The organism is Micromonospora trifolii, from assembly GCF_050516465.1.
Lineage (GTDB): Bacteria > Actinomycetota > Actinomycetes > Mycobacteriales > Micromonosporaceae > Micromonospora > Micromonospora trifolii.
In genome coordinates this window covers 882333-906566 of sequence record NZ_CP191526.1, presented here as the reverse complement: position 1 = coordinate 906566, position 24234 = coordinate 882333, and the positions used below count along the sequence as shown (strand labels likewise).

The following is a 24234-nucleotide window of genomic DNA, read 5'->3' as shown; positions in this document are numbered from 1 at the left end:
GCCACGCGAACGCGGCGACCCCGTCGTCGATCAGTACTTACGGTTGGGCAGAGCTTCCTTGGCCTGCGCCTGGGTGAAGGTGGTCTCCTCGGTCTCGATCCGAGCAGGCACCTCCTGGCCGGCCTTGACCTTCTTGGCCAGGTCCATCAGCTGCGGGCCGAGCAGCGGGCTGCACTCCGCGATGAAGTTGAACTTCCCGTCGGCGAGAGCCTGCATGCCGTCCTTGACGGCGTCGATCGTGATGATGGTGATGTCCTTGCCGGGGACCTTGCCGGCAGCGGTGATCGCCTCGATCGCGCCGAGGCCCATGTCGTCGTTGTGCGCGAACAACACGTCGATCTGCTTGTTGGCCTTGAGGAACTGCTCCATGACCTGCTTACCGCCGGCCCGGGTGAAGTCGCCCGTCTGAGAGGCGATGACCTTCAGGTTCGGGTTGGCGGCGATCGCCTCACCGAAGCCCTTCTTGCGATCGTTCGCCGGCGCCGCGCCGGTGCTGCCCTGAAGCTCGACGATGTTCACCGGGCCCGAGGCGGTCTTCTTCTGCTCGACCAGCCACTCGCCCGCGAGCCGGCCCTCCTTCACGAAGTCCGAGCCGAGGAAGGTCTTGTACAGCGACTTGTCGGCCGAGTCCACCGAGCGGTCGGTCAGGATGACCGGGATGCCGGCGTCCTTGGCCTCCTTGAGCACGGTGTCCCACCCGGACTCCACCACCGGCGAGAAGGCGATCACGTCGACCTTCTGCTGGATGTAGTTGCGGATCGCCTTGATCTGGTTTTCCTGCTTCTGCTGCGCGTCGTCGAACTTCAGCTCGATCCCGGCCGCCGTGGCGGCCTCCTTGATCGAGATGGTGTTCGCGGTACGCCACCCGCTCTCCGCACCGACCTGCGAGAAGCCCATCGTGATCTTGCCGTCGTCCTTGGTGCCGCCGCCGCCGGTGTCGCTATTGCCGCAGGCCGCCACGCCGCCGACCAGCAGCACGCTGGCGAGGACCGCGGCAGCGCGCCACGGAGCGGACTGCGTTCGCATCTTTCCCATCGAATCTCCTTGGCTGGATGTGGTGGGTAACCGCGCCAACCGCCGAGGTGCGAAAAAGCGGCGTACGCGGGTGGTGCGTGCTGGTGCGTCGTGGTGCAGACCGACGGGTCTCGGATTATCGGTGCAGGGTCAGGAACCCGCCGGTGCGACTGGTTGTTGACCGTAGACGTTCTGGTAACGGTCATAAAGAGCATCGATGTCTGCCTGGGCCATCGGGACCGGCTGCCCAAGGGTGTGGGCAAGGTGCGCGGTACGGGCCACGTCCTCGCACATGACCGCCGCCTTGACCGCCGCGCGGGCGTCGCGGCCGATGGTGAACACGCCGTGGTTGCGCATCAGCACCGCGGGCGAGCGGTGCCCGGCGAGCGTGGCGACGATGCCCTTGCCGATGTCGTCACCGCCGATCAGCGCGAACGGACCGATGGGGATCTCCCCACCAAACTCGTCGGCCTGTGCGGTGAGGTGGCAGGGGATCGACTCCCCACAGGCGGCCCAGGCGGTCGCGTACGAGCTGTGCGTGTGCACGACCCCACCGACCTCGGGCATGGCCCGGTAGACGTAGGCGTGGGCGGCGGTGTCGCTGGACGGGGCGAAGTCGCCCTCGACGAGAACACCGTCGAGGTCGCACACCACCATCGTGGCCGCGGTGAGGTCGTCGTAGCTCACCCCACTCGGCTTGATCACCATCAGGTCCTGGCCGGGGACCCGCGCGGAGACGTTGCCGGACGTCCAGGCGACCAGGTTGTACCGGGTCAGTTCGGCGTGCAGGCGGGCGACGGTCTCGCGCAGCTCGCCGATCTGTCGGGTCACCTCGGCGTTCACGCCACCACCTCCAGCGGGGCCTCGTGGGTGGTAGCGGCGGTCTCGACCGCCGCGTTGCGAATCGCCCGCAGGCGGAGCATGACGTCGTTGCCGCCACGACCGAAGTGGTCGTGCAGCGCCCGGTACTCGGCGTAGAGGGCGTCGTAGGCGCGGGCCCGCTCGGGGTCCGGGCGGTAGACGGCCTCGTGCACCCGGCCCATCGCCTGCGACGCCTCGTGGATCGAGGGGAACTCACCGGCGGCGACGGCGGCGTGGATCGCCGAGCCCAGCGCCGGCCCCTGCGCCGAGGCGATGATGTTCAGCGGTCGCCTGGTCACGTCGGCGTAGATCTGCATCAGCAGCGCGTTGTTGGTGAGACCACCGGCGATCACCAGGTCGTTCACCGGGACTCCGGCGTCGACGAACGCCTCGATGATCATCCGGGTGCCGTACGCGGTGGACTCCAGCAGGGCCCGGTAGATGTCCGCTGGCCGGGTGGCCAGGGTCATGCCGACGATCATCCCGCTGAGGTCGTGGTTGACCAGCAGGGAACGGTTGCCGTTCCACCAGTCCAACGCGATCAGGCCGTGCGCGCCGACAGGCTGACTCGCGGCCAGCTCGGTGAGGCGTTCGTGCGAGTCGATGCCGGCCGGGGCGGCGTGGTCGACGAACCAGCCGAAGATGTCACCGACACCGCTCTGCCCAGCCTCGTAACCCCACGCGCCGGGGCTGATGCCACCGTCCACCACACCGCACATGCCGGCCACCTCGGCGACCTCCGCGCCGTTGACGACGTGGCAGGTCGAGGTGCCCATGATGGCGACCAGCCGACCGGGCTGCACCGCCTGCGCGGACGCCGCGGTGACGTGCGCGTCGACGTTGCCGACGGCCACCGCGATCCCCTCCGGGAGGCCGGTCCAGGCGGCGGCCTGGGCGGTGAGCGCGCCGGCCCGGGCCCCGAGGGGCAGCAACGGGCCGTCCAGCTTGGCCACGAAGTCGCCGAAGTTGGGGTTGAGCGCGGTCAGGAAGCCCTCGGAGGGGTAGTGACCGTCCTGAAGGATGCCCTTGTATCCGGCCGTGCAGACGTTGCGGGTCTCGGTGCCGCAGAGCTGCCAGACGATCCAGTCGGCCGCCTCGATGAAGCGCTCGGCCCGGTCGTAGACCTCCGGGTCCTCCTCCAGGATCTGAAGGCCCTTGGCGTACTGCCACTCGGCGGAGATCTTGCCGCCGTACCGGCCGATCCATGGCTCGGCCCGCTCGTGGGCCAGCGCGTTGATCCGGTCGGCGTGCGGCTGCGCGGCGTGGTGCTTCCACAGCTTGACCCAGGCGTGCGGTCGGTCGCGCAGCTCGGGGGTCTCGCACAGCGGGGTGCCGTCGGCGAGCGTCGGCAGCACGGTGCAGGCGGTGAAGTCGATGCCGATGCCGACCACCGCCGCCGGGTCCACCCCCGCGGCGGACACCGCTGCGGGGACGGCGTACCGCAGCACGTCGCGGTAGTCCTGTGGGTTCTGCAGGGCCCAGTCCGGGGGCAGCGTTCGACCTCCCGGAAGCGCCGTGCTGATCACGCCATCGCCGTACTCGTGCACCGCGGTCCCCAACTCGGCACCATCGCCGACACGGACCACCAGAGCTCGCCCGGACAGGGTGCCGTAGTCGACACCGACGACGTAGCGGTCGTCAGCTCCGTCCACACGGTTCATGTTCACCTCCACCGTTAACGGGGATAGTGTTAACGCTCACATCCAGGCTCGTCAAGACATCTACCCGCAACAGCTCCGTAACGGAACGCGGAAGGCGGACCGACTCGGGAGGGTAGATAGCGGACCGGTGCAAACCGCGCGATTCCGGCGTCAACTGCGGCAGCCATCTGACGATTGGGGCCGGCGTCCGGTACGAGCACCGCCGGGAGACCCGTCCACAGGCGGCGCGACAGGTCCAGCGCGCCGGACACCGCAGGACCGACCGTCCGATAGCGACCACTTCTCCCCCGGCGATGATGGCAGCGATAACATTCCCGGGGGCGTCGCGGTCGCGTGCTCGGATCCGTCCGACAGCCATCGACGACCATGCGGGGCTCATGGCCGAACGCTCCGGAGGGCGCCCACCCGGCGCGAAGCCGGACGGCAGCCCGGTGTTATCGATAACATTCAACGTCTCGGTGTGCCCGCGCCGCCCGGTCGGCCCGCGCGCCCAACGGCGCGTCGGCGGCCTCGGAAGCAAGATCCACTCGTGCTCCTTGAAGTCGCGGGGTAGGCGGCGGCGTGATCGGCCGACTTCACCAAAGCCGAGTCGATCACGCACTCGCGCCGGCAATCCGCCGCCCTTTCACGCGCTCGCGCCGCCGACCCGCCGCCCGACCACGCACTCGCGCCGCCGGTCGCACGACGCCACGAGCCGGCGGCCCGACCCTCCTGGGCCGAGCCGCCGGCTCTCCGCCTGCGATGGCGAGACCGAGCGCGCCGGACGGATCAGGCCGTCCGGTTGCGGTTGTACAGGGCCTTCGCCCAGAGGAAGCAGCCCACGCTGATCACGGCGCACCAGACGACCGCGATGATCCCGTTGGTGCCGATCCCGGTGCCCAGCAGCAGGCCGCGAAGGGTCTCCATGACGGGCGTGAAGGGCTGGTAGTCCGCGAACAAGCGCACGGCGGTCGGCATGGAGTCGGTGGGGACGAACCCGCTGCCGAGGAACGGCAGGAGGATCAGCGGCATGGGCAGGTTGCTGGCCGTCTCGACACTGTCACTGACCAGACCCAGGGCGACGGACAGCCAGGTCAGCGCAAAGGTGATCATGGCGAGGACGCCGATCGCCGCGAACCACTCGACCGCGTTGGCCGTGGGCCGGAACCCGACCAGCAGCGCCACGACGGTGACGGCCACGAGGCTGAGCATGGTCTGGACGAGGCTGCCCAGCACGTGTCCCGTCAGGACCGACGGTCGGAAGATCGACATCGTGCGGAACCGGGCGATGATCCCCTCGGTCATGTCCATCGCGACCGAGATGGCGGTGCCCTGCGCGGCGCTGACCACGGTGATGAGCAGGATGCCGGGGGTGACGTAGTTGGCGTACTGGGAGCGGTCACCGGACGGGCCGAGGCCGGCGCCGAGCGTGCCGCCGAAGACGTAGACGAAGAGCAGCAGGATGATGATCGGGATACCGATGAGCAGGAACGTCATCGACGGGTACCGCCGCATGTGCAGCAGGTTGCGCCGCAGCATGGTGCTCGAGTCGCGGACGGCGAGGGAGAGGGTGCTCATCGCGCGGGAGCCCTTTCGTGGTCGGGTCGGCTGGCCCGGGTGTCGGGCTGACCGGTGAGGGTGAGGAAGACGTCGTCGAGGTCGGGGGTGTGCACAGAGAGCGCCGCCACGCTGATCGAGGCGCGGTCGAGTTGGTCGAGCAGGGATCGCAGCGACCCGACCCCGCCGTCACTCGGCACCTGGAGGGTGAGCGCCGCATCGTCCCGGGTGGCAGCCTCGAACGTCCGGGCCGCCACGTCGAGCCCCTCCTGGTCGGCGAACTGCAACACGACGTGGCCGCCCGGGATGAGCCGCTTGAGCTCGCGCGGCGTGCCCTCGGCGATCAACCGGCCGTGGTCGAGGAACGCCACCCGGTCGGCGAGCTGATCGGCCTCCTCCAGGTACTGCGTGGTGAGCAGGATGGTCACGCCCTCGGCGGCGAGTGTGCGGATGATGTGCCACATGGCCCGGCGGCTGCGCGGGTCGAGGCCGGTGGTCGGCTCGTCGAGGAAGATGACGCGGGGCTCGCCGACCAGGGTCATCGCTAGGTCGAGCCGGCGGCGCATGCCGCCGGAGTACGTCGACACCGGCTTGGCCGCCGCGTCGGTCAGGTCGAACTGGTCGAGCAGGTCGGCGATCCGCCGCCGACCGGCGACCTTGTCCAGGTGGCACAGGTCGGCCATCAGGGTCAGGTTCTCCCGGCCGGTGAGCAGGTTGTCGACGGCGGAGAACTGGCCGGTGACGCCGATCAGCGCGCGTACCGCGTCGGGTTCCCGGGTCAGGTCGTGGCCGAAGACGCGGGCGTTACCGCCGTCGGCGTTGATCAGGGTGGAGAGGATCTGCACGGTGGTGGTCTTGCCGGCGCCGTTCGGACCGAGCAACGCGAAGATGGTGCCCTCGGTGATCATCAGGTCGATGCCGTCCAGCACGACCTTGTCGCCGTAGGACTTGCGCAGGTCGGTGGCGACGATCGCGGGGTTCATGGAGCTGGTCATGGTCTCCTCATTTGTGGTCGGCGGGGCGGTGGGTCAGGCGCGGCGGATCATGATGTCGCCGTAGGAGGTGTTCGCTCGGACCTCGACCGTCTCGTCGGTCTGCGCCGGGCTGTCGGTCGACTCCAGCGCGTTGTGCACGCGACCGTGCTTGGAACTGACGTCGAGCCAGGCGGCGGTCCCGCGACGGATGCCGACCTCGATCGCGCCGTAGGAGGTCTGTGCGTCGACCGCGCCGCGGGTGACCTCACCCAGCCGGAGGTTGCCGTAGGCGGTGCGCGCCGTCACCGAGGCCTGCGAGGCGTCCACGGTGATGTCGCCGTAGGCCGTGTTGATCCGGACGTCGCCACCGCTGCGGCCGATCCAGCAGTCGCCGGACGAGTTCTTGATCTCGGCGGTGCCGTCGACCGCGCCGATGCGCACCTTGCCGGACGAGGCCTTCACCCGGGCGGAGCCCAACACACGCTCTACCGCGACCTCGCCGTGGCTACTGTCGATCTCCAACGGCCCGGTCTCGTCGAGTCGGATGCCGCTGCCGGTCTTGATCCGACACTCACCGAGCCGACCCTCGCAGCGGAACGCCGCCCACGCCGCCTCGGCGTACACCCGCGACCCGGTCGGCACCTCGATCTGGACGTCGACCGACGGCCCGGGGCCGAACCCGTAGCGGCGCCAACTCTTCGGCACCCGGATCACCAGTCGCCCGGCGGCGAACTCGACGGTGCTCTGTTCGGCGGCGCTCACGTCGGCCTTGCTCGACGGGTCGCGGGGCCGCACCGTCACCACCGTGTCGGTGCGGTCGCTCGCGGCGATCCAGGCATCGCCGATCGGCAGCTCGATCTGGACGGAAATCGGTTCTGGTGTTTCGAAAACAGGCATGGTGGTCTCCCGAAAGGTGGTCGGCGATGGTCGCCGCTGGTCGGCGGCGTGGTGGAAGGGGTACGGGAAGTTAGCGGGCCCAGCCGGTGAAGTGCTGGCCGGAGCGCGGCTCCGGCCGGTGGGGTGGACGACGTTCCGTATCGCCCGCCCCGATGGCACCGGCGACGGCGCGCACCAGCCAGGCGTTGACCGACAGCCCGGCGCGGCCGGCGGCGTCCTCGACGCTGGCCTTCAGGTGGTCGGGGAGCCGCAGGTTGATCCGCGAGGTGCCGCCCTCGTCACCGTCGGGCGCGGACACCGGCACCGACAGCGGTGGCGGGCCGCTGGGCTCGCTCACCACCTCGACCGACAGGCTGGCCGGCGTCACCACGAAGTCGGGCTCGCGCCCCCGCAACCGAACGTGCACCGAGCCCGGTGCGAGGTCACGGGTGATCTCGTCGGCCGCGTCCGACAGCGCTTCGAGCAGAGTGAGACGGGTGGCCGCCTCCAACTGCGCGAAGAGTCGTTCGGCCAGCGCCCGGGCCTCCGGGTCCACGCCCTCCGCGGCCACGGCGAACTCGTTACGCAGGTTCTCGACGTATGACCTCAGCTCCATGGCACCATCATGGCACCACTTTGGCTCAGAGTGCAACAGCCATGGCTCAGGAAGGTGCCGTCAGGTGGCTCCGCCGGGGGTGAGCTGACTCTCAGAGGTCGCCGAAACCCCTCCGGACCAGGTGATTCGCTTCCTCCTGGCTCAGCCCGGAGGCGACCAGGAGGTCACTGACGGTCGTCCGGACCTGTGCCACCACCACCGCACCGGAGAAGCCGACGCCGTCCCGATAGGCGTGCCCGGCCGTCAGAACCGCCCGCAGCGCCTGCTCCCGGGCCCGGTTCGGCTCGGCGCCGGCGGCGAACTGCCGCTTCAGCAGGCGGACTGCCTCGGCGAGATCAGCCACCGCCGTCGGCAACGACTCCGGCACCGGCTCGCCGTCCTCGATGAGCGTCACCGATCGTCGGATCAGGGTGCCGCTGTTGCGCATCGCCCGGTCGATCGGCTCCGCCGCCTGCGCGTAGCGGCCCACCGGCCCGTGCCGTTGATGCCAGTACACCGGTGACAGGGTGCTCGCCTCCCGGGCGCCCTGGGTCGCCTCGACGAACGCCTTCAACCGGCCCGCGCTCTGCCGCAGCTCACCCCGGGCGGTACGGGCCCGAGTGGCGTCCCGCTCGGACAGCGCCTCGGCGGTGGCGTCGAGCTGGGACGCGAGGAGATCCAACGCCGGCCGCGCGGCCCGGTTGAGCACCCGCAGCGGGTTCAGCGGCAGCAACACGGCGGTGACCAGCAGCGCCACCCCTCCCCCGATGAGCGCGTCCACGAACCGGGGGATCTCCAGATCCCGAACGGCCGGGCTGAGCGTGGCGATGAGCACCGCCGTCGCCCCGGCCTGGATCACCACCGCCGCGCTACCCGCGAGGAACAGCGCGACGACGATCGCCAGCACGACGATCAGGGCGAGCTGCCACCACCCGGTGCCGATCACCAGGAGCAGCGCGTCGCCGATCAGCACCCCGACCGTGACACCGATGATCAGCTCGACGGTGCGACGCAAGCGCTGGCCGACGGACGCGGCCAGAGTCGAGACGGCGGAGATCGGTGCGAAAACCGGCTGCGACACCTGCAACAGCGAGTGCGCCACGAACCAGGACAGCCCCGCCGCCAGGCCGGCCTGTAGGGCCAGGCCGCCGATGGTTCGTACCCGACGGACCCGCTCGCGCAACGCGGCCACCACGCGGTCCCACCACCGGCCGAGGGTCGACGGGCCCGCGTCCGCTCCGCGCCGACCGGCAGCGACCATGGCGGCACCTACCCCGCCACGACCGGATCAATCCTCGCCGGCACGGCCCGGCCGTCCCCAGCGCGAGGCGAGCGCCTTCTCGGCGTACGCCCAGAGCCGGTCGGCCGCCACCGTCTCCCGGTCGACGCTGGCGGGTGACCGCCGGTCGGGCCCTGCCCGGGCGGTAGCACCCCGGCCGGGATTGAGGGCGTCCGGATCGGGTAGGCGCGGCTCTGCCGTCACCGTGGTCGGCGGCCCGGCGCGTGACGTCGGGGCCGGATCTCGGGACAAGGGATGCGAGACGCCTCGGGGGGACGTCGGATGGATCAGCGCGGTTGAGCGGGCCGGACGACTCCGGTGACGTGGTGGAGCTACGGGTGCACGGAGTCTCCGGCGCGAGCGCCGCACAGGTGCTGGGCCTGGGGCAGACCGGGCAGGTCGCCGGCGACCGCAGTGGGGGGTTCTACCGGGTGCGCCACCGGTGCCCGGACAGCACCGGCGTGCCCGGGGTGACGCTTGAGGCGTACCGCTGGGGTGACCTGCCCTCCGGCACCGTGGCCCGCACCCTGGCGGTGGTCTTCCTGCTCCCCTTCATGCTGGTCAACGTCGCGATCTGGATGCGCCCGGCGAACCCGAGGTCCGAGGCGACGGTCAAGTCCCTGTGTCGGGTGCTGGCGCTCACCCTCACCGTGTTGTACGTGCTCGCCATCGCCGGCGTCGCCCTGGACCTCGTCGGCTGGAAATGTCTGGCGTCGCCCGACTGCCTGTCCGGACGCAGTTGGTTGTCCTGGTTGAGTGGACGGCCGGTCGGACTGCGACTGGCGGTGCTCGCGTTGGTCCCGGCCGCCGCGATCGGCCTGATCTGGCGGGTCAGCTGCCGACCGGAGCGGACGTTCGAGGCGTTTCGCGCACCCGATGAGGACATCTCCGCGTCCCGACTCGGCACCCTCGGTCAGTGGGACGCCGAGCCCCTGGTGGGCCGGTTGCGCGCCATCCATGTCGCGGTGGCCTTCGCGACGCTGGACCTCGCCCTGCTCCTGGCCCGCGGCGCGAGTGGCGCTTCGGCGGCCACGATCGCGCTGACGGCGGTCACGGGGGTGATCCTGACGGGCTGCGTGGGGCTGCTCTGCACGCCGCCCCTGATCGACCGGGCCCCCGGCGACAAACGCCTCGACCGGGTCACCCGCACCCTCCGGACCGCTGCCATCATCCTGACCGTGGTCGTCGTGGCGCACGTGCTGACCAGTTCGCAACCCTGGCCTGAGGAGCGGGAACTCCCCGGCTACGACTCGACGCTGACTGGCCTGTTCGTGGCCCAGACGGCGCTGCTGACCGCGCTGGGCGTGGTGCTGCTCTGGCAGCAGTGCCGGGAGCGCAGCGGCATCCCGCTGTTCGGGCTGGGCGCTCTCGTGGTCGCCGCCACCGGGATCAGCATGGCGGTGGCGTACTCGGCCGAACTGGTCGGCCGGGTGGCGGATTTCCTGGATCGCGACGTGCCAACCGCGGAGGGCATCGCTGCCGGCCCACCCCGGGCCTACACCTGGGCAATCTACGGCTTCTTCCGCGCGGTGCTGATCACCGCGATCGTCGCCGGCCTCGTCATCCTGGTCTCCCGTCGCGGTCGACGGCGGGCCGCCGCGGCGATCGTCGCGCGCGACTTCCCGAACCCGCCGGCCGAGGCAGGGCCCCGACTGCGGCAGGTCCGAGACGCGATAGCCCGGGCTCGCTTCACCGAGAAACTGGTGCCGTTGGCCGTGGTCTACGGCTGCCTCGCCGGACTCGGCACGGCCACCACCACGATCGGCCTGCTCGGGCAGGTCCCGGGCGACGTCATCGAGCGGAACATCGGATTGCCGGCGGACGCGGTCACGTTCGCCATCGTCTTCGCCGGCTGGGTGGTCGCGGCGATCATCCTCGGCCTGATCATCGGCGGCATCTTCGCGTACCGGACCGAGCCGTACCGCCGGCACATCGGTGTCCTCTGGGACCTTGGCACGTTCTGGCCCCGGGCCGCCCACCCGTTCGCGCCGCCCTGCTACTCCGAGCGGGCAGTGCCGGAGCTGGTCCGCCGGATCACCTACCTCGTCGAGCGCGGCGACGCGGTGCTGCTCACCGGGCACAGCCACGGCTCGGTCCTGCTCGCCGCCACGGTGCTCCGGCTGCCGCCGCAGGTCGGCGACCGGGTCGCCCTGCTCACCCACGGATCCCCGCTGCGCCGCCTCTACGCACGACTCTTCCCCGCCTACGTCGACGACGCGGCACTGTACGAGATCGGCCGGCGGGTGGGTTGGCGCTGGGTGAACCTGTGGCGCGACACGGACCCCATCGGTGGCTGGATCTTCTCGCCGCATCCCGCACCCGGGCCGGCCACCCCCGGTGACCCGGCTGCCGCTGTGGATCGTCGGCAGCGTGATCCCGATGACGTGGTGACACCCCCCGGGGACAGCGTCGCCCCACCCATCCACGGGCACTGGCCGGGTGAGTCGGACGAGCCGTTCACCGGGGTGGTACGGGAGTTGGTGCAGCGCCTCGGCGGGCGGGCCGGCCCGCCCGGGACGTCGAGGTAGCGGGCCGGCTCAGTGTCCCCGGCCCGCCCGGGTGCGCCAGTCGTCCAGGCCGGTGCCGGCGAGGCGGGCACCGTCGGCCGGGACGAGGGAGCGTTCGGCCAGCTTGGCGCCGAAGTACCGGGCGTCGGGGTCGGCCACCACCGAACGACGGTCCTGTTGGTCGGCGAGGAGGGATCGGCCCAGTTCGTCGAGGCGGAACTGCTCCGGGCCGGCGACCTCGACCACGGAGTTCGTCGGCGCGCCGAGCGCGACCTCGGCCACCGCGGCCGCGACGTCGTCCGCGGCCATCGGCTGAATGAGCACCGGCGCGAGGTGCACGGTGTCGCCGTCCGTGGCGGTGTCGATGATGCCCTGGAGGAACTCGAAGAACTGGGTGGCGTGCACCACCGAGTACGGGAGTCCGGACGCGACGATGAGCTTCTCCTGGGCAACCTTCGCGCGCATGTACCCGCTGTCCGGGATCCGGTCGCACCCCACGATGGAGAGCGCCACGTAGTGGTTCACCCCGGCGTCCGACGCGGCAGCGAGGAGCGTCCGGGTCGAGGTCTCGAAGAACTGCAGTACGGCGGCGTCCTCGAACGACGGCGAGTTCGACACGTCGACGACGACCTCGGCGTCGGTGAGCGCATCGGCCACTCCCTCGCCGGTCAGGGTGTTCACGCCGGTCTTCGGCGATGCCGGCACCGCCTCGTGGCCCTGGGCGCCAAGGCGGTCCACGAGCTTGGAACCGATGAGGCCGCTGCCCCCGATGACAACGATCTTCATGATCGAACCACGTCCTGTCTGCACTGGGTTGAATCGTGCTGCCAACCAGTAAGACGGAAAGCGTGCGCGGATGCAGGACAATCGCCGGAGAACAGTTCAACGGAGATCAGGAGGTCGATGTGGCCACGGTGTCCCACCCGGTGTTCGCTCGGGTGTACGAGCGGCTCAGCGTCGCCATGGACCGCGCCGGCACGGCGGCGTTCCGGCGGGACCTGGTCGCCGGCCTGTCCGGCCGGGTGATCGAGATCGGTGCGGGCAACGGGCGAATGTTCGCCCACTACCCGCCGGGGGTGACTCAGGTCCTCGCGGTCGAGCCGGAACGGCGTCTCCGTGCCGCTGCCGAGCGCGCTGCGGCGACCGCGCCGGTTCCGGTCACTGTCGTCGACGGTCTGGCCGAGGCGCTGCCCGCCGGGGACGGCGAGTTCGACGCGGCGGTGGTCGCGTTGGTGTTGTGCACCGTGCCCGATCAGGCGAGCGCGTTGGCCGAGATCAGCCGGGTGCTGCGCCCCGGTGGCCAGGTGCGGTTCTTCGAGCACGTGGCCGCCGAGGAGGCCACCGGTCTGCACCGCACCCAACGACTCGTCGACGCCACACTGTGGCCGAAGCTGTTCGCCGGTTGCCACACCAACCGCGACACCGTCGCCGCCATCGGCGCGGCCGGCTTCGAGGTGGAGGAGCTGCGCACGTTCCGTTTCCCGGCCACCAGCAACAGCCCGTCCTCCCCCTGCGTCCTCGGCCGCGCGATCAGGCCGGTCCCGGCGGTCCGGCGATAGGCCGAGGTTCGCTCGACCGCCTGGCCGCACCCGCCCGCCCGCCGTGGGAGCGGCGAACAAGAACGCGAAGGTCCGTCCGATTCAGATAGATACACTTCGGCTATTGTTCCGTTTTGCCCTCATTTGAACACCCGGCGTGATGTGGTGGTCAGCGCGCTTATCGGCGCCATACAAGCCGTATCACGCAGGACGCCACTCGCTGGACGTCTCCTGCGAGTAGTACCCACGGAGGGGTGTTCTGTGACAGCTAAACCCAAACATTGGCTACGGCGGCGGGTGGTACTGCCGTCGCTCGCGGCTGGTGCGGCCGCCACAGTGGCAGCCAGCCTGCTGCTCTTCAGCTCGACCGCCGCAAACGCGCAGGAAGCACCGGTCAACCTGGGGACGGCGGCCGACTTCTCGGTCCTGGCGGGGGCGGAGCCCACCAACACCGGCCCCAGCTTCCTGGCCCAGAGCCTCGGGCGGTTCCCCGGAAACACCGCCTCCGGCTTCGGAACGGCAACCATCGGCGGCGAGGTGCACCTCGGTGACGCGGTCGCACTCCAGGCCCAGAGCGACCTGACCATCGCCTTCAACGACGCCGCCGGCCGGACCCCGTTCACCAACCTCCCGGCGGAGTTGGGTGGTAACACGCTCAACGAAGGGGTCTACCGGATCGGGGCGGCCCAACTGACCGGAGCGTTGACGCTCAACGGCCAGGGCGACCCGTCGTCCGTGTTCATCTTCCAGGTCGACTCGTCGCTGACGACGGCGTCGAACAGCAGCGTCGTCCTGACCAACGGGGCTTCGGCCTGCAACGTGTTCTGGAAGATCGGGAGCTCGGCGACGATCGGCACCGGCACCACCTTCGTGGGCACCATCATGGCTCAGGCCGCGATCACGATGGCCACGGGCGCGACCCTCCAGGGCCGCGCGCTGGCGCGCACCGCCGCCGTCACCCTCGACACCAACGTCATCACCGCGCCGATCTGCGCCGGGCCGACGGGCCCGCCCGGGCCCACCGGCCCACCCGGGCCCACCGGCCCACCCGGCCCGTCCGGCCCGCCCGGCCCGTCCGGCCCGCCCGGCAGCCCCGGCGCACCCGGCAGTCCAGGAGCACCCGGTAGCCCCGGCGCACCCGGCAGCCCGGGAGCACCCGGTAGCCCCGGCGCCCCCGGCAGTCCAGGGGCACCTGGTAGCCCGGGAGCACCTGGCGCACCCGGTAGCCCCGGCGCCCCCGGAGCACCCGGTAGCCCCGGCGCACCTGGTCCGTCCGGACCTCCCGGAGCACCCGGAGCACCTGGCAGCCCTGGCGCACCTGGCAGCCCTGGCGCTCCCGGTAAACCTGGTGGCGGCGGCAAGCACCCCATCCTGCCGGTCACCGGCAGCGGTGCGGTCCCGGCCATGACCGGCGTCGGAAGTGTGATGGTCGTGCTGGGCGCGGTCGCGTTCTTCCTGGCCAGGCGTCGACGCCTGGAGTCCTGATCGGTGGCCCGGCCGGTGTGATCCCGGCCGGGCCACGTCACGTCGTCGGCCCCCCTCCCACCGGGAGCGGGCCGACGACGTATTCGCCATGGACGGTCAGCCGGTGAGCCCCAGCTGGCGCCTGGCTTCGTCCTCCCGCTCGTGGGACAGGTAGAGCAGGATCTGTGGCCGGGGGTCGCCGAGGTGTACCACGTAGGTCTGCGCGAACTGCGCGCCGCCGGCCTCGCCCCGGGGCGGCGCGAAGTCCAACGTCCACCTGGTCGGCACGAGGACGTAGCCCGGTGCGAGATCGAGAACGTCCAGGACCGTCACCTGGGCTCCGGTCAGACCAAATTGCTCGGTCATCGCCGTGTGGCGTTCGTCGAGAGCGGCCCGGTACCCGGCCGTCGTTGGTGACGGCCGCCGCCCCGCCCGGGTCAGTTCGGCGGGTGTTCGCGCGGCCTCACCGGCGGGGCAGCCCGGCCAGCCAGACGTCCAGCTCCGCTGGGGAGCGCAGTAACACCACGGGCGGCGCGGACGGGTCGGCCTGCCAGGCCCGCATCCGCCGTCGGGCCCGGCCGAACGCGGTGACGTGCCACACCAGGATCGAGTCCGGGGACAGCACACTGCTCAGCGACTCGCGGTTGCCGTTGCAGATCACCTCGCCGGTGACCACCCGGCGGACGGTGCGGCGGAGCAACCGCCCGAACGAACGCCATCGTGGATAGTCTAGGCCGACGACCAGGTCGGCGCGGGCCATCGGGACGTCCCGCCAGCCGTGGTACGCCCCGTCGATGATCCAGCGGTCCCGTCGGCAGATCTCCTCGATCCGGCTGCGCTGCTGGGCGACCGGCACCTCGACCCAGCCCGGTTGCCAGAGCAGATCGTCCACCGGATACCAGGGCAGTCCGAGGTGTTCGGCCAATCGCGCCGCGAGGGTGGACTTGCCGGAGCCGTACACCCCGTAGACCAGGATGCGACGCGGTGCGCTCATCGCGGCAGCGTACGTCGTGAAGGAAATCAGTTGTCGTGCCTGGCGCGCCTCGGCCAGAGTGTCGTCCATGACGTACTGACGGACTCCACCCCCTGCTCCGCGCCACCGGTGACGCCTCCCGGGGGCCGTGACGCCGTCCGCTTTCACGTTCGCAGCCAGAGATGAGCCTCCTTGTCCCAGCACCACCTCCCTCGGGAGCCCCTGCCCCCGTCCGCCCCGGCCACCGTCACGGTGTTCGCCTCACCCGCGAGCTGGATCGAGTCCGATGCGCTCGCACAGTGCCAACAGGTCGCCGCCCTGGACGGCATGCGGCACGTCGCCGCGATGCCGGACCTGCATCCCGGCAAGGGCGCGCCCATCGGCGCGGCCATGGCGTCGACAGTGCTGTACCCGTTCCTGGTGGGCTCCGACATCGGCTGCGGCATCGCCGTGTTTCCGATCAAGCTCAAGCGGGCCGTACCGGAACGGCTCGCCGCCCGGTTCCCCGACCTCGACCAGGCCCTCGACCCGGTACGCGACGCCGACGACCCCGCCTGGGCCGCCGTCGACTGTGACGTTCCGGCCGGTCACCTGGACGGTCTCGGGACGGTGGGCCGGGGCAACCACTTCGTGGAGCTGGCCCGCGTCGACACCGTCTTCGACGTACGGCACGCGGGCCGGCTCGGGCTCGACGCGGGCGATCTGGTGCTCATCGTGCACAGCGGTTCCCGTGGTCTGGGCGAGCGGATCCTGCGGGCGCACACCGAGGTCCACGGCGCCGGGGCGGCGCCCGACCCCGGCGCCTACCTGGGCATGCACGACGACGCGGTGCGTTGGGGTTCGCTCAACCGCCGGGTGCTGGCCGCCCGGGTGGCGCACGCGTTGGGGGCCGAGCCCACCGCGCCGATCGTCGACCAGTGCCACAACCTGGTCGAGGTCCGGGACGGGGTCTACCTGCACCGCAAGGGCGCGGCGCCGGGTGACGGGCGCGATGTTCTGGTCGCCGGTACCCGGGGAACGGCGTCCTACCTGGTGGCCGCGCACGCCGGACCGGAGGCAAACCATTCGGTGGCCCACGGCGCTGGCCGCAAGATGTCGCGCGCCGACGCCCTGCGGCGGGGCCGGGCCAAGCACACGGTCGAGGAGCTACGCCGTACCCCGGTGGGGTCGCTGGTGGTGTGCGGTGACCGGCAGTTGCTCTTCGAGGAGGCGCCCACGGCGTACAAGCGCATCGAGCAGGTGATCGCCGACCTGGTCGAGCATCAGCTGGCCACGCCGGTGGTCAGCACGACGCCCCTGGTCACCTACAAGACGCCCGACCTCGGGTCCGCCGCACGGTCGGACCGGCGGGGCCAGCGCAGCCGGCGAGGCCGGTCGTGACCGCGTCCCTGCTGCTGTCGGCCGGGCGTGGGCCGCGGGAGTGCGCCTGGGCACTGAGTCAACTGCTGCACCGGCTGCGCGGCGAGGGTGTCCGCCGAGGTCTGACGATCCAGCAGGTTGAGGCGGTGCCCGGTGACCGCGCCGGCACCTACCGGTCGGTGCTGATCCGGATCTCCGGCGTCGACGCCGAGGCGTTCGCGGCCTCGTGGACCGGGACGCTGTGCTGGCAGGCCCCCAGCCCGTACCGGTCGGGCGTTGGCCGGAAGAACTGGTACGTCACCGCCCAGCCGCCCGAACGTGACGCCCGGCCGACGACGTTCCGCGAGGCGGACGTCGACATCGTCGCCTGCCGTACCGGTGGGCCGGGTGGTCAGCACCGGAACAAGGCCAGCACGGCGGTACGCGCAACGCACCGCCCCTCGGGCCTGGTGGTCGTGGTGGACGAGGAGCGGCAGTTCAGCCTCAACCGCCGGATCGCCCTGGACCTGCTGCGTCAACGCATCGAGCAGGGCGACGAGGCGGCGCGACGTGCCGTCACCACCGCCCGGTGGCGCATCCACGACGAGCTGGTTCGCGGCGATCCGGTGCGGGTGGAACGTCCGACGCCCCGGTGACCGGGAGGCCAGCGACTCAGACCTCCAGCACCGCGTCCGCGAATGCCTGCGGCGCCTCCTGCGGCAGGTTGTGCCCGACGCCGCCCCCGACGGTCCGGTGCTCGTACGGGCCGGTGAACTGCTTGGCGTAGACGGTGGGCTCGACATGGGGCGCGCCGTTGGCGTCGCCTTCCATGGAGATGCTGGGCACGGTGATCTTCGGTTGCGTGGCCAGGCGCTTCTCAATCTCGTCGTACTGTGCCTCGCCGTCGGCGAGGGCCATCCGCCACCGATAGTTGTGGATCACGATGTCGACGTGATCGGGGTTGTCGAACGATGCCGCGCTGCGGTCGTACGTCGCGTCGTCGAACGTCCACTTGGGCGACGCGGTGTGCCAGATCATCTTGTTGAAGGCGCGCCGGTTCTTGTCGTAACCTTCCCGCCCTCGCTCGGTGGCGAAGTAGTACTGGTACCACCACGCCAACTCCGCCTTCGGCGGCAACGGCGCCTTACCGGACTCCTGGCTGGCGATCAGGTAACCGCTGACCGAGACCAGCCCCCGGCAGCGTTCGGGCCACAGCGCGGCGACGACATCGGCGGTCCGCGCGCCCCAGTCGAATCCGGCGAGCTTCGCGGTGTCGATCTTCAGGGCGTCCATCAGGGCGATGAGGTCGAGCCCCATGGCCGCCGGTTCGCCGTTTCGCCTGGTGTCGTCGGAGAGGAACCGGGTAGTGCCGTAGCCCCGCAGATAGGGGACGACGACCCGCTGACCGGCGGCGGTGAGCAGCGGCACGACGTCGGCGAAGCTGTGGATGTCGTAGGGCCACCCGTGCAGGAGGATCACCGCGTCGCCGTCGGGCGGCCCGGCGTCCACGTATCCGACGTTCAGCACTCCGGCCTCGACCTGTCGCAGGTCAGTGAACCCGCCAGCGGCCCTTGCCATCGACTTCTCCCCGCGTCCGAACCTGCTCGGATGTGCTGATCACGCCCGAATCTAACGACCCGCCCGGGGCCTGAGCACCGTTCACACAAGGACCGCTCGACGGATGCCGAACTGGGTAGGATGCCCGCTCCCGTGGACGTTCCCGGTGGAGGTCGTGGGGCCGTAGCCGGATGACCGTAGGGTGATGGCATGGCTGAGCGACCTCTGACCCTGATGGCGGTGCACGCCCACCCCGACGACGAGGCGACGAGCACCGGCGGCGTCCTTGCCCGCTATGCCGCCGAGGGGGTCACCACCGTGCTCGTGACCTGCACCGACGGGCGATGTGGGGACGGCCCGGGTGGGGTCAAGCCGGGTGAGGCGGGGCACGACCCGGCCGCCGTGGTGGCGATGCGCCAGGCCGAGCTGGAGGCCAGCTGCGCCACGCTGAACGTCACTCACCTGGAGACCCTCGGCTACGCCGACTCCGGGATGATGGGCTGGCCGACAAACGACCTGCCCGGCGCGTTCTGGACGACACCGGTGGCGGAGGCGGCGGCCCGGCTCGCGGAGCTGATTCGGCAGTACCGGCCGGACGTGGTCGTCACGTACGACGAGAACGGTTTCTACGGCCACCCGGACCACATCCAGGCTCATCGGATCACCATGGCGGCGGTCGAGCAGACGGACGTCCCGGCGAAGGTCTACTGGACCACGGTGCCGCGTACGGCGTTCGCGGAGTTCGGTCGGATCATGAAGGAGCTCGGCGTCGAGTGGGCCGAGCCGGACGCGGCGGAGGAGCCGGGGCCGCAACTCGGCCTGCCCGACGACGAGATCACCACCTGGGTGGACACGAGCAAGTACGGCGCGCAGAAGTTCGACGCGCTGGCCACTCACGCCAGTCAGACCGAGAACATCTTCTTCCTGCAACTGGGCCAGGAGCGGTTCACCGAGCTGATGGGCGTGGAGACCTTCGTGCGGGTCCGGGACCGGACGGGCGCGCCGACCCCCGAGGACGACCTCTTCGCCGGTCTGCGCTGACCGGTCCTCGTCAACGTCACCGGGCATCGTCGGCCACCGCGTCGACGATGCCCGGGCGGTGTGCGCCGCCACGACGTCACCGCGGGATGTGCCGTGCCGCCGCACCCCTGCGCACACGCCGCAGCGGCCGCTCGTCGGCCTCCGAAAGTTTCGACCTCTAGCCACTCGGCGCCACGCAGGTCATGTGATGAATTTCCGGAAGTTTTCAGCGTTGACGGCCAGACATAGATCGGCTTAACGTTTCGAGCGGGTTTCCGGTTTCCGGCCGGAACTACCGGCGTCGCCCTACCAGCTCGCGTCTCCACCCGGTCAACACCGGACCCTCACCTCCTAGATCGACATCTATCTATTGATCGTCTGGAAGGGCAGGCAGGCACATGAAATTAAGACAGTGGTCGACCGTCGGCCTGGTCGCCGTCGCGACCATCGCCACGCTGAACACGGTGCCGGCGACCGCGAGTCGGCCGTACGACCCCACGACACAGAGCCTCGGCACCCTCGGCCTGCGCCACGGCCTGCACGTCGGCACCGCGGTGAACATGGATGCCCTCAACGACGCCAACGACCCGCAGTACCGCAAGCTTGTCTCCTCCGAGTTCGCCTCGGTCACCGCCGAGAACGTGATGAAGTGGGAGAGCCTGGAGCCGACCCGCGGCACCTACAACTGGGGGCCGGCCGACCAGTTCGTCGAGTTCGCCAAGCGCAACCGGCAGAGCGTGCGCGGTCACGTGCTGGTCTGGCACAACCAGCTGCCCGCCTGGTTGACCAGCGGCGTCGCCGACGGCTCCATCAGCAAGCAGGAGCTGCGCGAGCTGCTGCGCAAGCACATCACCACCGTCGTCAACCGCTACAAGGGCAAGATCTGGCAGTGGGACGTGGTCAACGAGGCGGTCAGCGACCCGTGGGACACCCCGTCGACCCTGCACTACAAGGGCTTCTGGGCGCAGAACCTCGGGCCCGGCTACATCGCTGACGCGTTCCGCTGGGCGCGGGCCGCCGACCCCAAGGCCCTGCTGTTCTACAACGACTACAACATCGAGGCGTTCGGCTCGGGCAACCCGGCGGACGACAAGACCCAGTTCGTGTACGACATGACCAAGAGCCTGCGTGCCCAGGGTGTCCCGATCGACGGCGTCGGCTCCCAGGGCCACCTTGGCACCCAGTACGGCAACTTCGACACCCTCCAGGTGACCGCCGCGCTGAAGAAGTTCAGCGGACTCGGCGTCGCGACCGCGTTCACCGAGGTCGACGTCCGCAGCCAGCTGACGGAGGGCGTCCAGGCGGGCAACTCGGAGGAGATCAACCCCCGGCTACAGGCGTCGGCCGCGAACTTCAGCGTGCTGATGAAGGCGTGCCTCGCCGTGCGGAGCTGCCTGTCGTACACCGTCTGGGGTTTCAGTGACAAACATTCGTGGGTGCCGGGCTGGTTCGACGACCCGCCGGAGGGCCTGGCCACCATCTACGACGAGAACTACCAGCCCAAGCGGGCGTACCAGGAGTTGAAGTCCGACCTGATCTTCGCGGGGCCGCCGTACGTCCTGCCCCGCATCGCACCCAGACCCCGCCGCTGACGCCCACCTCGACCTAGGGCCGTGTGGAGCTTCCCGAAGCTCCACACGGCCCTTGTGCCACCACGGACGTCGGCGATCGACTCACGTTCGGTGGTTCCGATGCGCCATCCGGACGCCATCGGAGGGCTGGTGCCGGATCTGCCGGTTTATTGATGGTGTTGGTGTCACTATGGCAGGCGTGGGAACTGCGAAAACTGCCATGCCTGCGATCTCGCCGCTCACCGGCGATCCCATCAAGCGGGCCGATGCCGAGCGGCTAGCGGGGGTGCTTAAGGCCTTCGCCGATCCGGCGCGACTCCGGTTGCTCAGCCTGATCCAGTCCGCGCCGGAAGGTGAGGCGTCCGTGAGTGACCTCACCGCGGCGCTCAATCTCTCCCAGCCGACAGTGAGTCATCACCTTCGGATCCTCACCGAGGCCGGCCTACTCGAACGCGACAAGCGCGGGGTCTGGGCGTACTACCGCCTGGTGCCCGCCGCGATCGCGCAGATCGCCGACCTGTTGACGCCGCCCCGGAAGCGGGCGACGAAGAGGGCCCGCTGACCGGGCCGGGAGGCCGGCTCGTCACATCCGCTCCACAGTGCGGATGCCGAGCAGGTGCAGCCCCTGCCGCAGGGTCCGGGCGGTCAGCTCGGCCAGCAGCAGCCGGCTGTCCCGCAGCTCGTCGGGGGCACGCAACACCGGGCAGCGCTCGTAGAACGCGTTGAACGCGGTCGCGAGTCGGTGCAGGTAACCGGCGAGCTGGTGAAACTCGAGACTCCGCTCCAGCTCGCCGACCACCCCGGCGAAGCCGAGCAGCTCGACCGCGAGCGCGCGCTCTGCCGGCTGCGCCACCACGATGGGCGCGTCCGGCCGCACGGCGGTCCCGGCCCGCCGCAGCACCGACCGGATCCGGGCGTACGCGTACTGGAGGTAGGGCGCGGTGTTGCCGTCCAGCGCCAGCATCCGCTCCCAGTCCAGGACATAGTCCTTGGTCCGGTCGACGGACAGGTCGGCGTACTTGATCGCACCGATGCCCACCGCCCGGCCGATCTCGTCGGCGGCCCCGGCGTCGAGTTCCGGGTTCCTGCTCCGGGCCAGGTCGGTGGCGCGGGCGACCGCCTCCTCCAACAGCCCGACGAGCTTCACCGACCCACCGGCCCGGCTGCGCAGCATCCGCCCGTCGGCACCGAGGATGGACCCGAAGCCCAGGTGCTCGGCCCGGGCCGGCGGGCAGAGCCAACCGGCCGCCTGGGCGACGGCGAACACCATCGCGAAGTGCTGCCGCTGCGGTAGGCCCACGACGTACAGCAGCCGGGTCGCGCCCAACTCGCCGACGCGCTGCCGCAGCGCGGCCAGGTCGGTGGCCGGATAGCCGTACCCGCCGTCGCTCTTGCGCACGATCAGCGGCAACGGCTCGCCGTCCCGACCGGCGAACCCGGGTGGAAAGACGCACTCGGCCCCACCGCTGGGCAGCAGCAACCCCAGCCGATCCAGGTCGTCGACAACGTCCGCGAGCAGGTCGTTGTAGGCGCTCTCACCCCGAAAGTCGGCCCCGGACAACGTCACGTCGAGCAGGTCGTACACGGTCAGGAAGTACCGTTCGGACTGCGTCACCAGCAGCCGCCACAGCCGCCGGGTCCGCTCGTCGCCGCCCTGCAACGCGACCACCCGCAGCCGCGACCGTTCCTGGAACGCCTCGTCGGCTTCGAACTTCACCCGGGCCGCCCGGTAGAAGGTGTCCAGGTCCCCCATCGACAGGTTCTGCGCGGCTTCGGCCTCACCGAGGTCGACCAGATGCTCGATCAACATGCCGAACGGTGTCCCCCAGTCACCCAGGTGGTTGACCCGCACCACCCGGTGCCCGAGCCAGTCCAGCAGCCGCACCGCCGCGTCGCCGATGACCGTGGAGCGGAGATGCCCGACGTGCATCTCCTTCGCCACGTTGGGCGCCGAGTAGTCGACCACCACGGTCTGCGGCGTCGCCGTCGACGGCACGCCGAGTCGGGCGTCGCCGGCCAGCCCGGCGACCAGGTCGGCCAGGGCCCGGTCGGCAACCGTCAGGTTGAGGAAACCCGGCCCGGAGACCTCCGCCGACACCCCGACGTCGTCGAGCACCGCGTGCGCCAGCACCGCCGCGGCGATGTCGCGCGGCGGGCGGCCGAGCCGCCGGGCCAACGCCAGCGCCGCGTCGGACTGGAAGTCCGCACGGGGAGACCGCCGCACGAGCGGGTCGACCGGGCCGCCGGCCACCGCCGCGAACGCCGGCGTCAGCCGGTCGGACAACAACTTTTCAAGATCCATGAGTACGCCGATCTCGCTCGGACCCGCGCTGTCACGCGAGCCGTTGACGGGAAGATACGGGCGGACCGAGGACGACCAGCGAACGACCGGCGGCTCGATCCGCCGGTCGCGGGAAACAGGTCAGCGCGGGCGGGCGACGGATCGCCGGCGTCGCCCCGCACCGACCTGGACGTCACACGACAGTCCGGTGCACTGAGCGATCACGCTGGTCATGCGGGGCAGCCTAGCGGCCCGACCAACGCGACGACACAGAAATTCTCGTGGTCCGGTCGATGCCCGAGGAGCCTCGTGGTCGTTTCGGTCGACGCGGCACAGGGAACTGCCTCGGGACAGACAAGGGGTGATCATGAGCCGATACACACCACTGCCGATGGCCCGTACGCGACGCGCGCTCGCACTGCTCGGCACCGTCGCACTGGCCGCTGCCTGCACCGCCACCGAGGATCCGCCCGGCTCGGCCCCGGCGACCACCGCACCGGCCACCGCGTCGGCGTCAGCGCCCGCGACCGACCCACCGTCCCCGAGCGCGAGCACCCAGGTGACCATCCCGACCTCGGCCTTCGTCGAGTTGCCCGCCGAGCTGCGGAAGTCTCCGCGACGGACGACGCCCGTCGAGGAGGCCCTGCCGAAGCTGTGCGGCAACGAGTTCGGCACCGGCGGCCGGCAGGTCACCGCGAGCGCCGCGATGACCGTCACCTACCAGAAGGCCGGCGAGCCCTCCAGCAACGTGCCGCAGGGGATGATCCACCAGACCATCTTCACCTTCGACGGCGACGGCGCCTCGGGTTACCTGGGCCGTCTCCGCACCGCGGTGCAGGCGTGCCCCTCGTACGACCAGTCCGGAAACCGCGTCACCGTCAAGAGCAAGGCGCTGCCCGGGGTCGGCGACGAGGCGTTGCTGCTGACCCGGACCTGGCCCGAGACGAGCCTGAACGGCGAACGCACCGGCGGCACCGCGTCCAGCCAGATCGCGGTGGCCCGCGTCGACAGCACGGTGACGGTCTTCGACGACGAGGGGTGGGAGGGCACCAGCGGCAACCCCGCCATCCTGGACCGGGTAGTCCGCGACGGCGTACGCACCATCGACGCCTGGCAGCGGTAGCTCACCCGCTCGCCCCGGCTTCCACCGATCGGTTCGATCCTCGGTCGAATCATGGACAACAGGACG

The 24234-nt window shown here is 70.7% G+C and carries 23 protein-coding genes; 9 read left to right on the top strand and 14 right to left on the bottom strand.

The genetic code is table 11. The annotated features are described in order from the left end of the window. Positions 1–30 precede the first annotated feature (30 nt). The 9 genes from ACQRWP_RS04200 to ACQRWP_RS04160 all read right to left on the bottom strand — a co-directional run bounded on the left by ACQRWP_RS04200 (position 31) and on the right by ACQRWP_RS04160 (position 9000). Positions 31–1035: an ABC transporter substrate-binding protein gene (locus tag ACQRWP_RS04200; protein ID WP_430500886.1), complete on the bottom strand. Its 1005-nt coding sequence runs from the start codon at positions 1033–1035 to the stop codon at positions 31–33. A 129-nt stretch (positions 1036–1164) separates the two neighbouring features. Continuing rightward, complete coding sequence (locus tag ACQRWP_RS04195) at positions 1165–1857, bottom strand: L-ribulose-5-phosphate 4-epimerase (RefSeq protein ID WP_238682221.1); 693 nt, start codon at positions 1855–1857, stop codon at positions 1165–1167. Then, positions 1854–3536: a ribulokinase gene (araB, locus tag ACQRWP_RS04190; RefSeq protein ID WP_430500885.1), complete on the bottom strand. Its 1683-nt coding sequence runs from the start codon at positions 3534–3536 to the stop codon at positions 1854–1856. The genes ACQRWP_RS04195 and araB overlap by 4 nt, the downstream gene beginning before the upstream one ends. A 768-nt stretch (positions 3537–4304) precedes the next feature. Then, positions 4305–5093, bottom strand: a complete 789-nt coding sequence (locus ACQRWP_RS04185; RefSeq protein ID WP_430500884.1) for an ABC transporter permease — start codon at positions 5091–5093, stop codon at positions 4305–4307. Then, positions 5090–6067, bottom strand: a complete 978-nt coding sequence (locus ACQRWP_RS04180; protein WP_430500883.1) for an ATP-binding cassette domain-containing protein — start codon at positions 6065–6067, stop codon at positions 5090–5092. Before ACQRWP_RS04180 ends, ACQRWP_RS04185 begins: the two co-directional genes overlap by 4 nt. A gap of 33 nt (positions 6068–6100) precedes the next feature. Continuing rightward, positions 6101–6943 (bottom strand): DUF4097 family beta strand repeat-containing protein, encoded by an 843-nt coding sequence (locus tag ACQRWP_RS04175; protein WP_430500882.1) that lies wholly within the window; start codon positions 6941–6943, stop codon positions 6101–6103. Positions 6944–7013: 70 nt separating this feature from the next. Next, positions 7014–7538 carry a hypothetical protein gene (locus tag ACQRWP_RS04170; RefSeq protein ID WP_430500881.1) on the bottom strand — a complete coding sequence of 175 codons (525 nt, stop codon included), beginning with the start codon at positions 7536–7538 and terminating at the stop codon, positions 7014–7016. A 91-nt stretch (positions 7539–7629) separates the two neighbouring features. After that, positions 7630–8778 carry an FUSC family protein gene (locus ACQRWP_RS04165; protein ID WP_430500880.1) on the bottom strand — a complete coding sequence of 383 codons (1149 nt, stop codon included), beginning with the start codon at positions 8776–8778 and terminating at the stop codon, positions 7630–7632. Positions 8779–8805: 27 nt separating this feature from the next. Next, positions 8806–9000 carry a hypothetical protein gene (locus tag ACQRWP_RS04160; protein WP_430500879.1) on the bottom strand — a complete coding sequence of 65 codons (195 nt, stop codon included), beginning with the start codon at positions 8998–9000 and terminating at the stop codon, positions 8806–8808. A gap of 92 nt (positions 9001–9092) precedes the next feature. Between ACQRWP_RS04160 and ACQRWP_RS04155 the strand changes: the two genes are divergently transcribed. Beyond that, positions 9093–11324, top strand: coding sequence for a hypothetical protein (locus ACQRWP_RS04155; protein ID WP_430500878.1), 2232 nt, complete (start codon positions 9093–9095; stop codon positions 11322–11324). A 9-nt stretch (positions 11325–11333) separates the two neighbouring features. On the opposite strand, the gene ACQRWP_RS04150 is transcribed toward ACQRWP_RS04155, so the two are convergent. Continuing rightward, the gene (locus tag ACQRWP_RS04150) at positions 11334–12089 is read right to left on the bottom strand and encodes an SDR family oxidoreductase (protein ID WP_430500877.1); all 756 of its coding nucleotides are present in this window, start codon (positions 12087–12089) and stop codon (positions 11334–11336) included. Positions 12090–12208: 119 nt separating this feature from the next. Here ACQRWP_RS04150 and ACQRWP_RS04145 point away from each other — a divergent pair, with 119 nt between their 5' ends. Both ACQRWP_RS04145 and ACQRWP_RS04140 read left to right on the top strand, forming a co-directional pair. Further along, positions 12209–12862 carry a methyltransferase domain-containing protein gene (locus ACQRWP_RS04145; protein WP_430500876.1) on the top strand — a complete coding sequence of 218 codons (654 nt, stop codon included), beginning with the start codon at positions 12209–12211 and terminating at the stop codon, positions 12860–12862. Positions 12863–13102: 240 nt separating this feature from the next. Further along, entirely contained in the window at positions 13103–14326 is a 1224-nt protein-coding gene (locus ACQRWP_RS04140; RefSeq protein ID WP_430500875.1) for an ice-binding family protein, read from the top strand. A 96-nt stretch (positions 14327–14422) separates the two neighbouring features. Here the strand turns inward: ACQRWP_RS04140 and ACQRWP_RS04135 are convergent, their stop codons facing one another. Further along, positions 14423–14671 (bottom strand): hypothetical protein, encoded by a 249-nt coding sequence (locus tag ACQRWP_RS04135; protein ID WP_430500874.1) that lies wholly within the window; start codon positions 14669–14671, stop codon positions 14423–14425. A 97-nt stretch (positions 14672–14768) separates the two neighbouring features. Continuing rightward, positions 14769–15299 carry an adenylate kinase gene (locus ACQRWP_RS04130; RefSeq protein WP_430500873.1) on the bottom strand — a complete coding sequence of 177 codons (531 nt, stop codon included), beginning with the start codon at positions 15297–15299 and terminating at the stop codon, positions 14769–14771. A 171-nt stretch (positions 15300–15470) separates the two neighbouring features. Between ACQRWP_RS04130 and ACQRWP_RS04125 the strand changes: the two genes are divergently transcribed. Together ACQRWP_RS04125 and prfH are read left to right on the top strand one after the other, a co-directional pair. Next, positions 15471–16658, top strand: a complete 1188-nt coding sequence (locus ACQRWP_RS04125) for an RNA ligase RtcB family protein (protein WP_430500872.1) — start codon at positions 15471–15473, stop codon at positions 16656–16658. Continuing rightward, positions 16655–17272 carry a peptide chain release factor H gene (gene prfH, locus ACQRWP_RS04120; RefSeq protein WP_430500871.1) on the top strand — a complete coding sequence of 206 codons (618 nt, stop codon included), beginning with the start codon at positions 16655–16657 and terminating at the stop codon, positions 17270–17272. Before ACQRWP_RS04125 ends, prfH begins: the two co-directional genes overlap by 4 nt. A gap of 16 nt (positions 17273–17288) precedes the next feature. Here the strand turns inward: prfH and ACQRWP_RS04115 are convergent, their stop codons facing one another. After that, positions 17289–18194: an alpha/beta fold hydrolase gene (locus ACQRWP_RS04115; protein ID WP_430500870.1), complete on the bottom strand. Its 906-nt coding sequence runs from the start codon at positions 18192–18194 to the stop codon at positions 17289–17291. 189 nt (positions 18195–18383) lie between these two features. On the opposite strand from ACQRWP_RS04115, the gene ACQRWP_RS04110 reads away from it, so the two are divergent. From ACQRWP_RS04110 to ACQRWP_RS04100, 3 genes are all read left to right on the top strand, one after another. Then, the gene (locus tag ACQRWP_RS04110; protein ID WP_430500869.1) at positions 18384–19214 is read left to right on the top strand and encodes a PIG-L family deacetylase; all 831 of its coding nucleotides are present in this window, start codon (positions 18384–18386) and stop codon (positions 19212–19214) included. Between the two features lie 377 nt (positions 19215–19591). Continuing rightward, complete coding sequence (locus ACQRWP_RS04105; protein WP_430500868.1) at positions 19592–20785, top strand: endo-1,4-beta-xylanase; 1194 nt, start codon at positions 19592–19594, stop codon at positions 20783–20785. Positions 20786–20984: 199 nt separating this feature from the next. Continuing rightward, positions 20985–21326: an ArsR/SmtB family transcription factor gene (locus tag ACQRWP_RS04100; RefSeq protein ID WP_112585316.1), complete on the top strand. Its 342-nt coding sequence runs from the start codon at positions 20985–20987 to the stop codon at positions 21324–21326. A 21-nt stretch (positions 21327–21347) separates the two neighbouring features. Here ACQRWP_RS04100 and argS read toward each other — a convergent pair whose 3' ends face one another. Next, positions 21348–23066 (bottom strand): arginine--tRNA ligase, encoded by a 1719-nt coding sequence (gene argS / locus ACQRWP_RS04095; protein ID WP_430500867.1) that lies wholly within the window; start codon positions 23064–23066, stop codon positions 21348–21350. A 346-nt stretch (positions 23067–23412) separates the two neighbouring features. Between argS and ACQRWP_RS04090 the strand changes: the two genes are divergently transcribed. After that, positions 23413–24168 carry a hypothetical protein gene (locus ACQRWP_RS04090; RefSeq protein WP_430500866.1) on the top strand — a complete coding sequence of 252 codons (756 nt, stop codon included), beginning with the start codon at positions 23413–23415 and terminating at the stop codon, positions 24166–24168. Positions 24169–24234: the final 66 nt, after the last annotated feature.

What these genes read in the sequence shown, in the direction of transcription:
- ACQRWP_RS04135 (WP_430500874.1), bottom strand. Translation starts at nt 14,671, where the DNA reads ATGACCGAGCAATTTGGTCTGACCGGAGCCCAGGTGACGGTCCTGGAC.
- ACQRWP_RS04130 (WP_430500873.1), bottom strand. Translation starts at nt 15,299, where the DNA reads ATGAGCGCACCGCGTCGCATCCTGGTCTACGGGGTGTACGGCTCCGGC.
- ACQRWP_RS04200 (WP_430500886.1), bottom strand. Translation starts at nt 1,035, where the DNA reads ATGGGAAAGATGCGAACGCAGTCCGCTCCGTGGCGCGCTGCCGCGGTC.
- ACQRWP_RS04105 (WP_430500868.1), top strand. Translation starts at nt 19,592, where the DNA reads ATGAAATTAAGACAGTGGTCGACCGTCGGCCTGGTCGCCGTCGCGACC.
- ACQRWP_RS04115 (WP_430500870.1), bottom strand. Translation starts at nt 18,194, where the DNA reads ATGGCAAGGGCCGCTGGCGGGTTCACTGACCTGCGACAGGTCGAGGCC.
- argS (WP_430500867.1), bottom strand. Translation starts at nt 23,066, where the DNA reads ATGGATCTTGAAAAGTTGTTGTCCGACCGGCTGACGCCGGCGTTCGCG.
- ACQRWP_RS04150 (WP_430500877.1), bottom strand. Translation starts at nt 12,089, where the DNA reads ATGAAGATCGTTGTCATCGGGGGCAGCGGCCTCATCGGTTCCAAGCTC.
- ACQRWP_RS04170 (WP_430500881.1), bottom strand. Translation starts at nt 7,538, where the DNA reads ATGGAGCTGAGGTCATACGTCGAGAACCTGCGTAACGAGTTCGCCGTG.
- ACQRWP_RS04100 (WP_112585316.1), top strand. Translation starts at nt 20,985, where the DNA reads ATGCCTGCGATCTCGCCGCTCACCGGCGATCCCATCAAGCGGGCCGAT.
- ACQRWP_RS04110 (WP_430500869.1), top strand. Translation starts at nt 18,384, where the DNA reads ATGGCTGAGCGACCTCTGACCCTGATGGCGGTGCACGCCCACCCCGAC.
- ACQRWP_RS04175 (WP_430500882.1), bottom strand. Translation starts at nt 6,943, where the DNA reads ATGCCTGTTTTCGAAACACCAGAACCGATTTCCGTCCAGATCGAGCTG.
- ACQRWP_RS04165 (WP_430500880.1), bottom strand. Translation starts at nt 8,778, where the DNA reads ATGGTCGCTGCCGGTCGGCGCGGAGCGGACGCGGGCCCGTCGACCCTC.
- araB (WP_430500885.1), bottom strand. Translation starts at nt 3,536, where the DNA reads ATGAACCGTGTGGACGGAGCTGACGACCGCTACGTCGTCGGTGTCGAC.
- ACQRWP_RS04180 (WP_430500883.1), bottom strand. Translation starts at nt 6,067, where the DNA reads ATGACCAGCTCCATGAACCCCGCGATCGTCGCCACCGACCTGCGCAAG.
- ACQRWP_RS04090 (WP_430500866.1), top strand. Translation starts at nt 23,413, where the DNA reads ATGAGCCGATACACACCACTGCCGATGGCCCGTACGCGACGCGCGCTC.
- ACQRWP_RS04185 (WP_430500884.1), bottom strand. Translation starts at nt 5,093, where the DNA reads ATGAGCACCCTCTCCCTCGCCGTCCGCGACTCGAGCACCATGCTGCGG.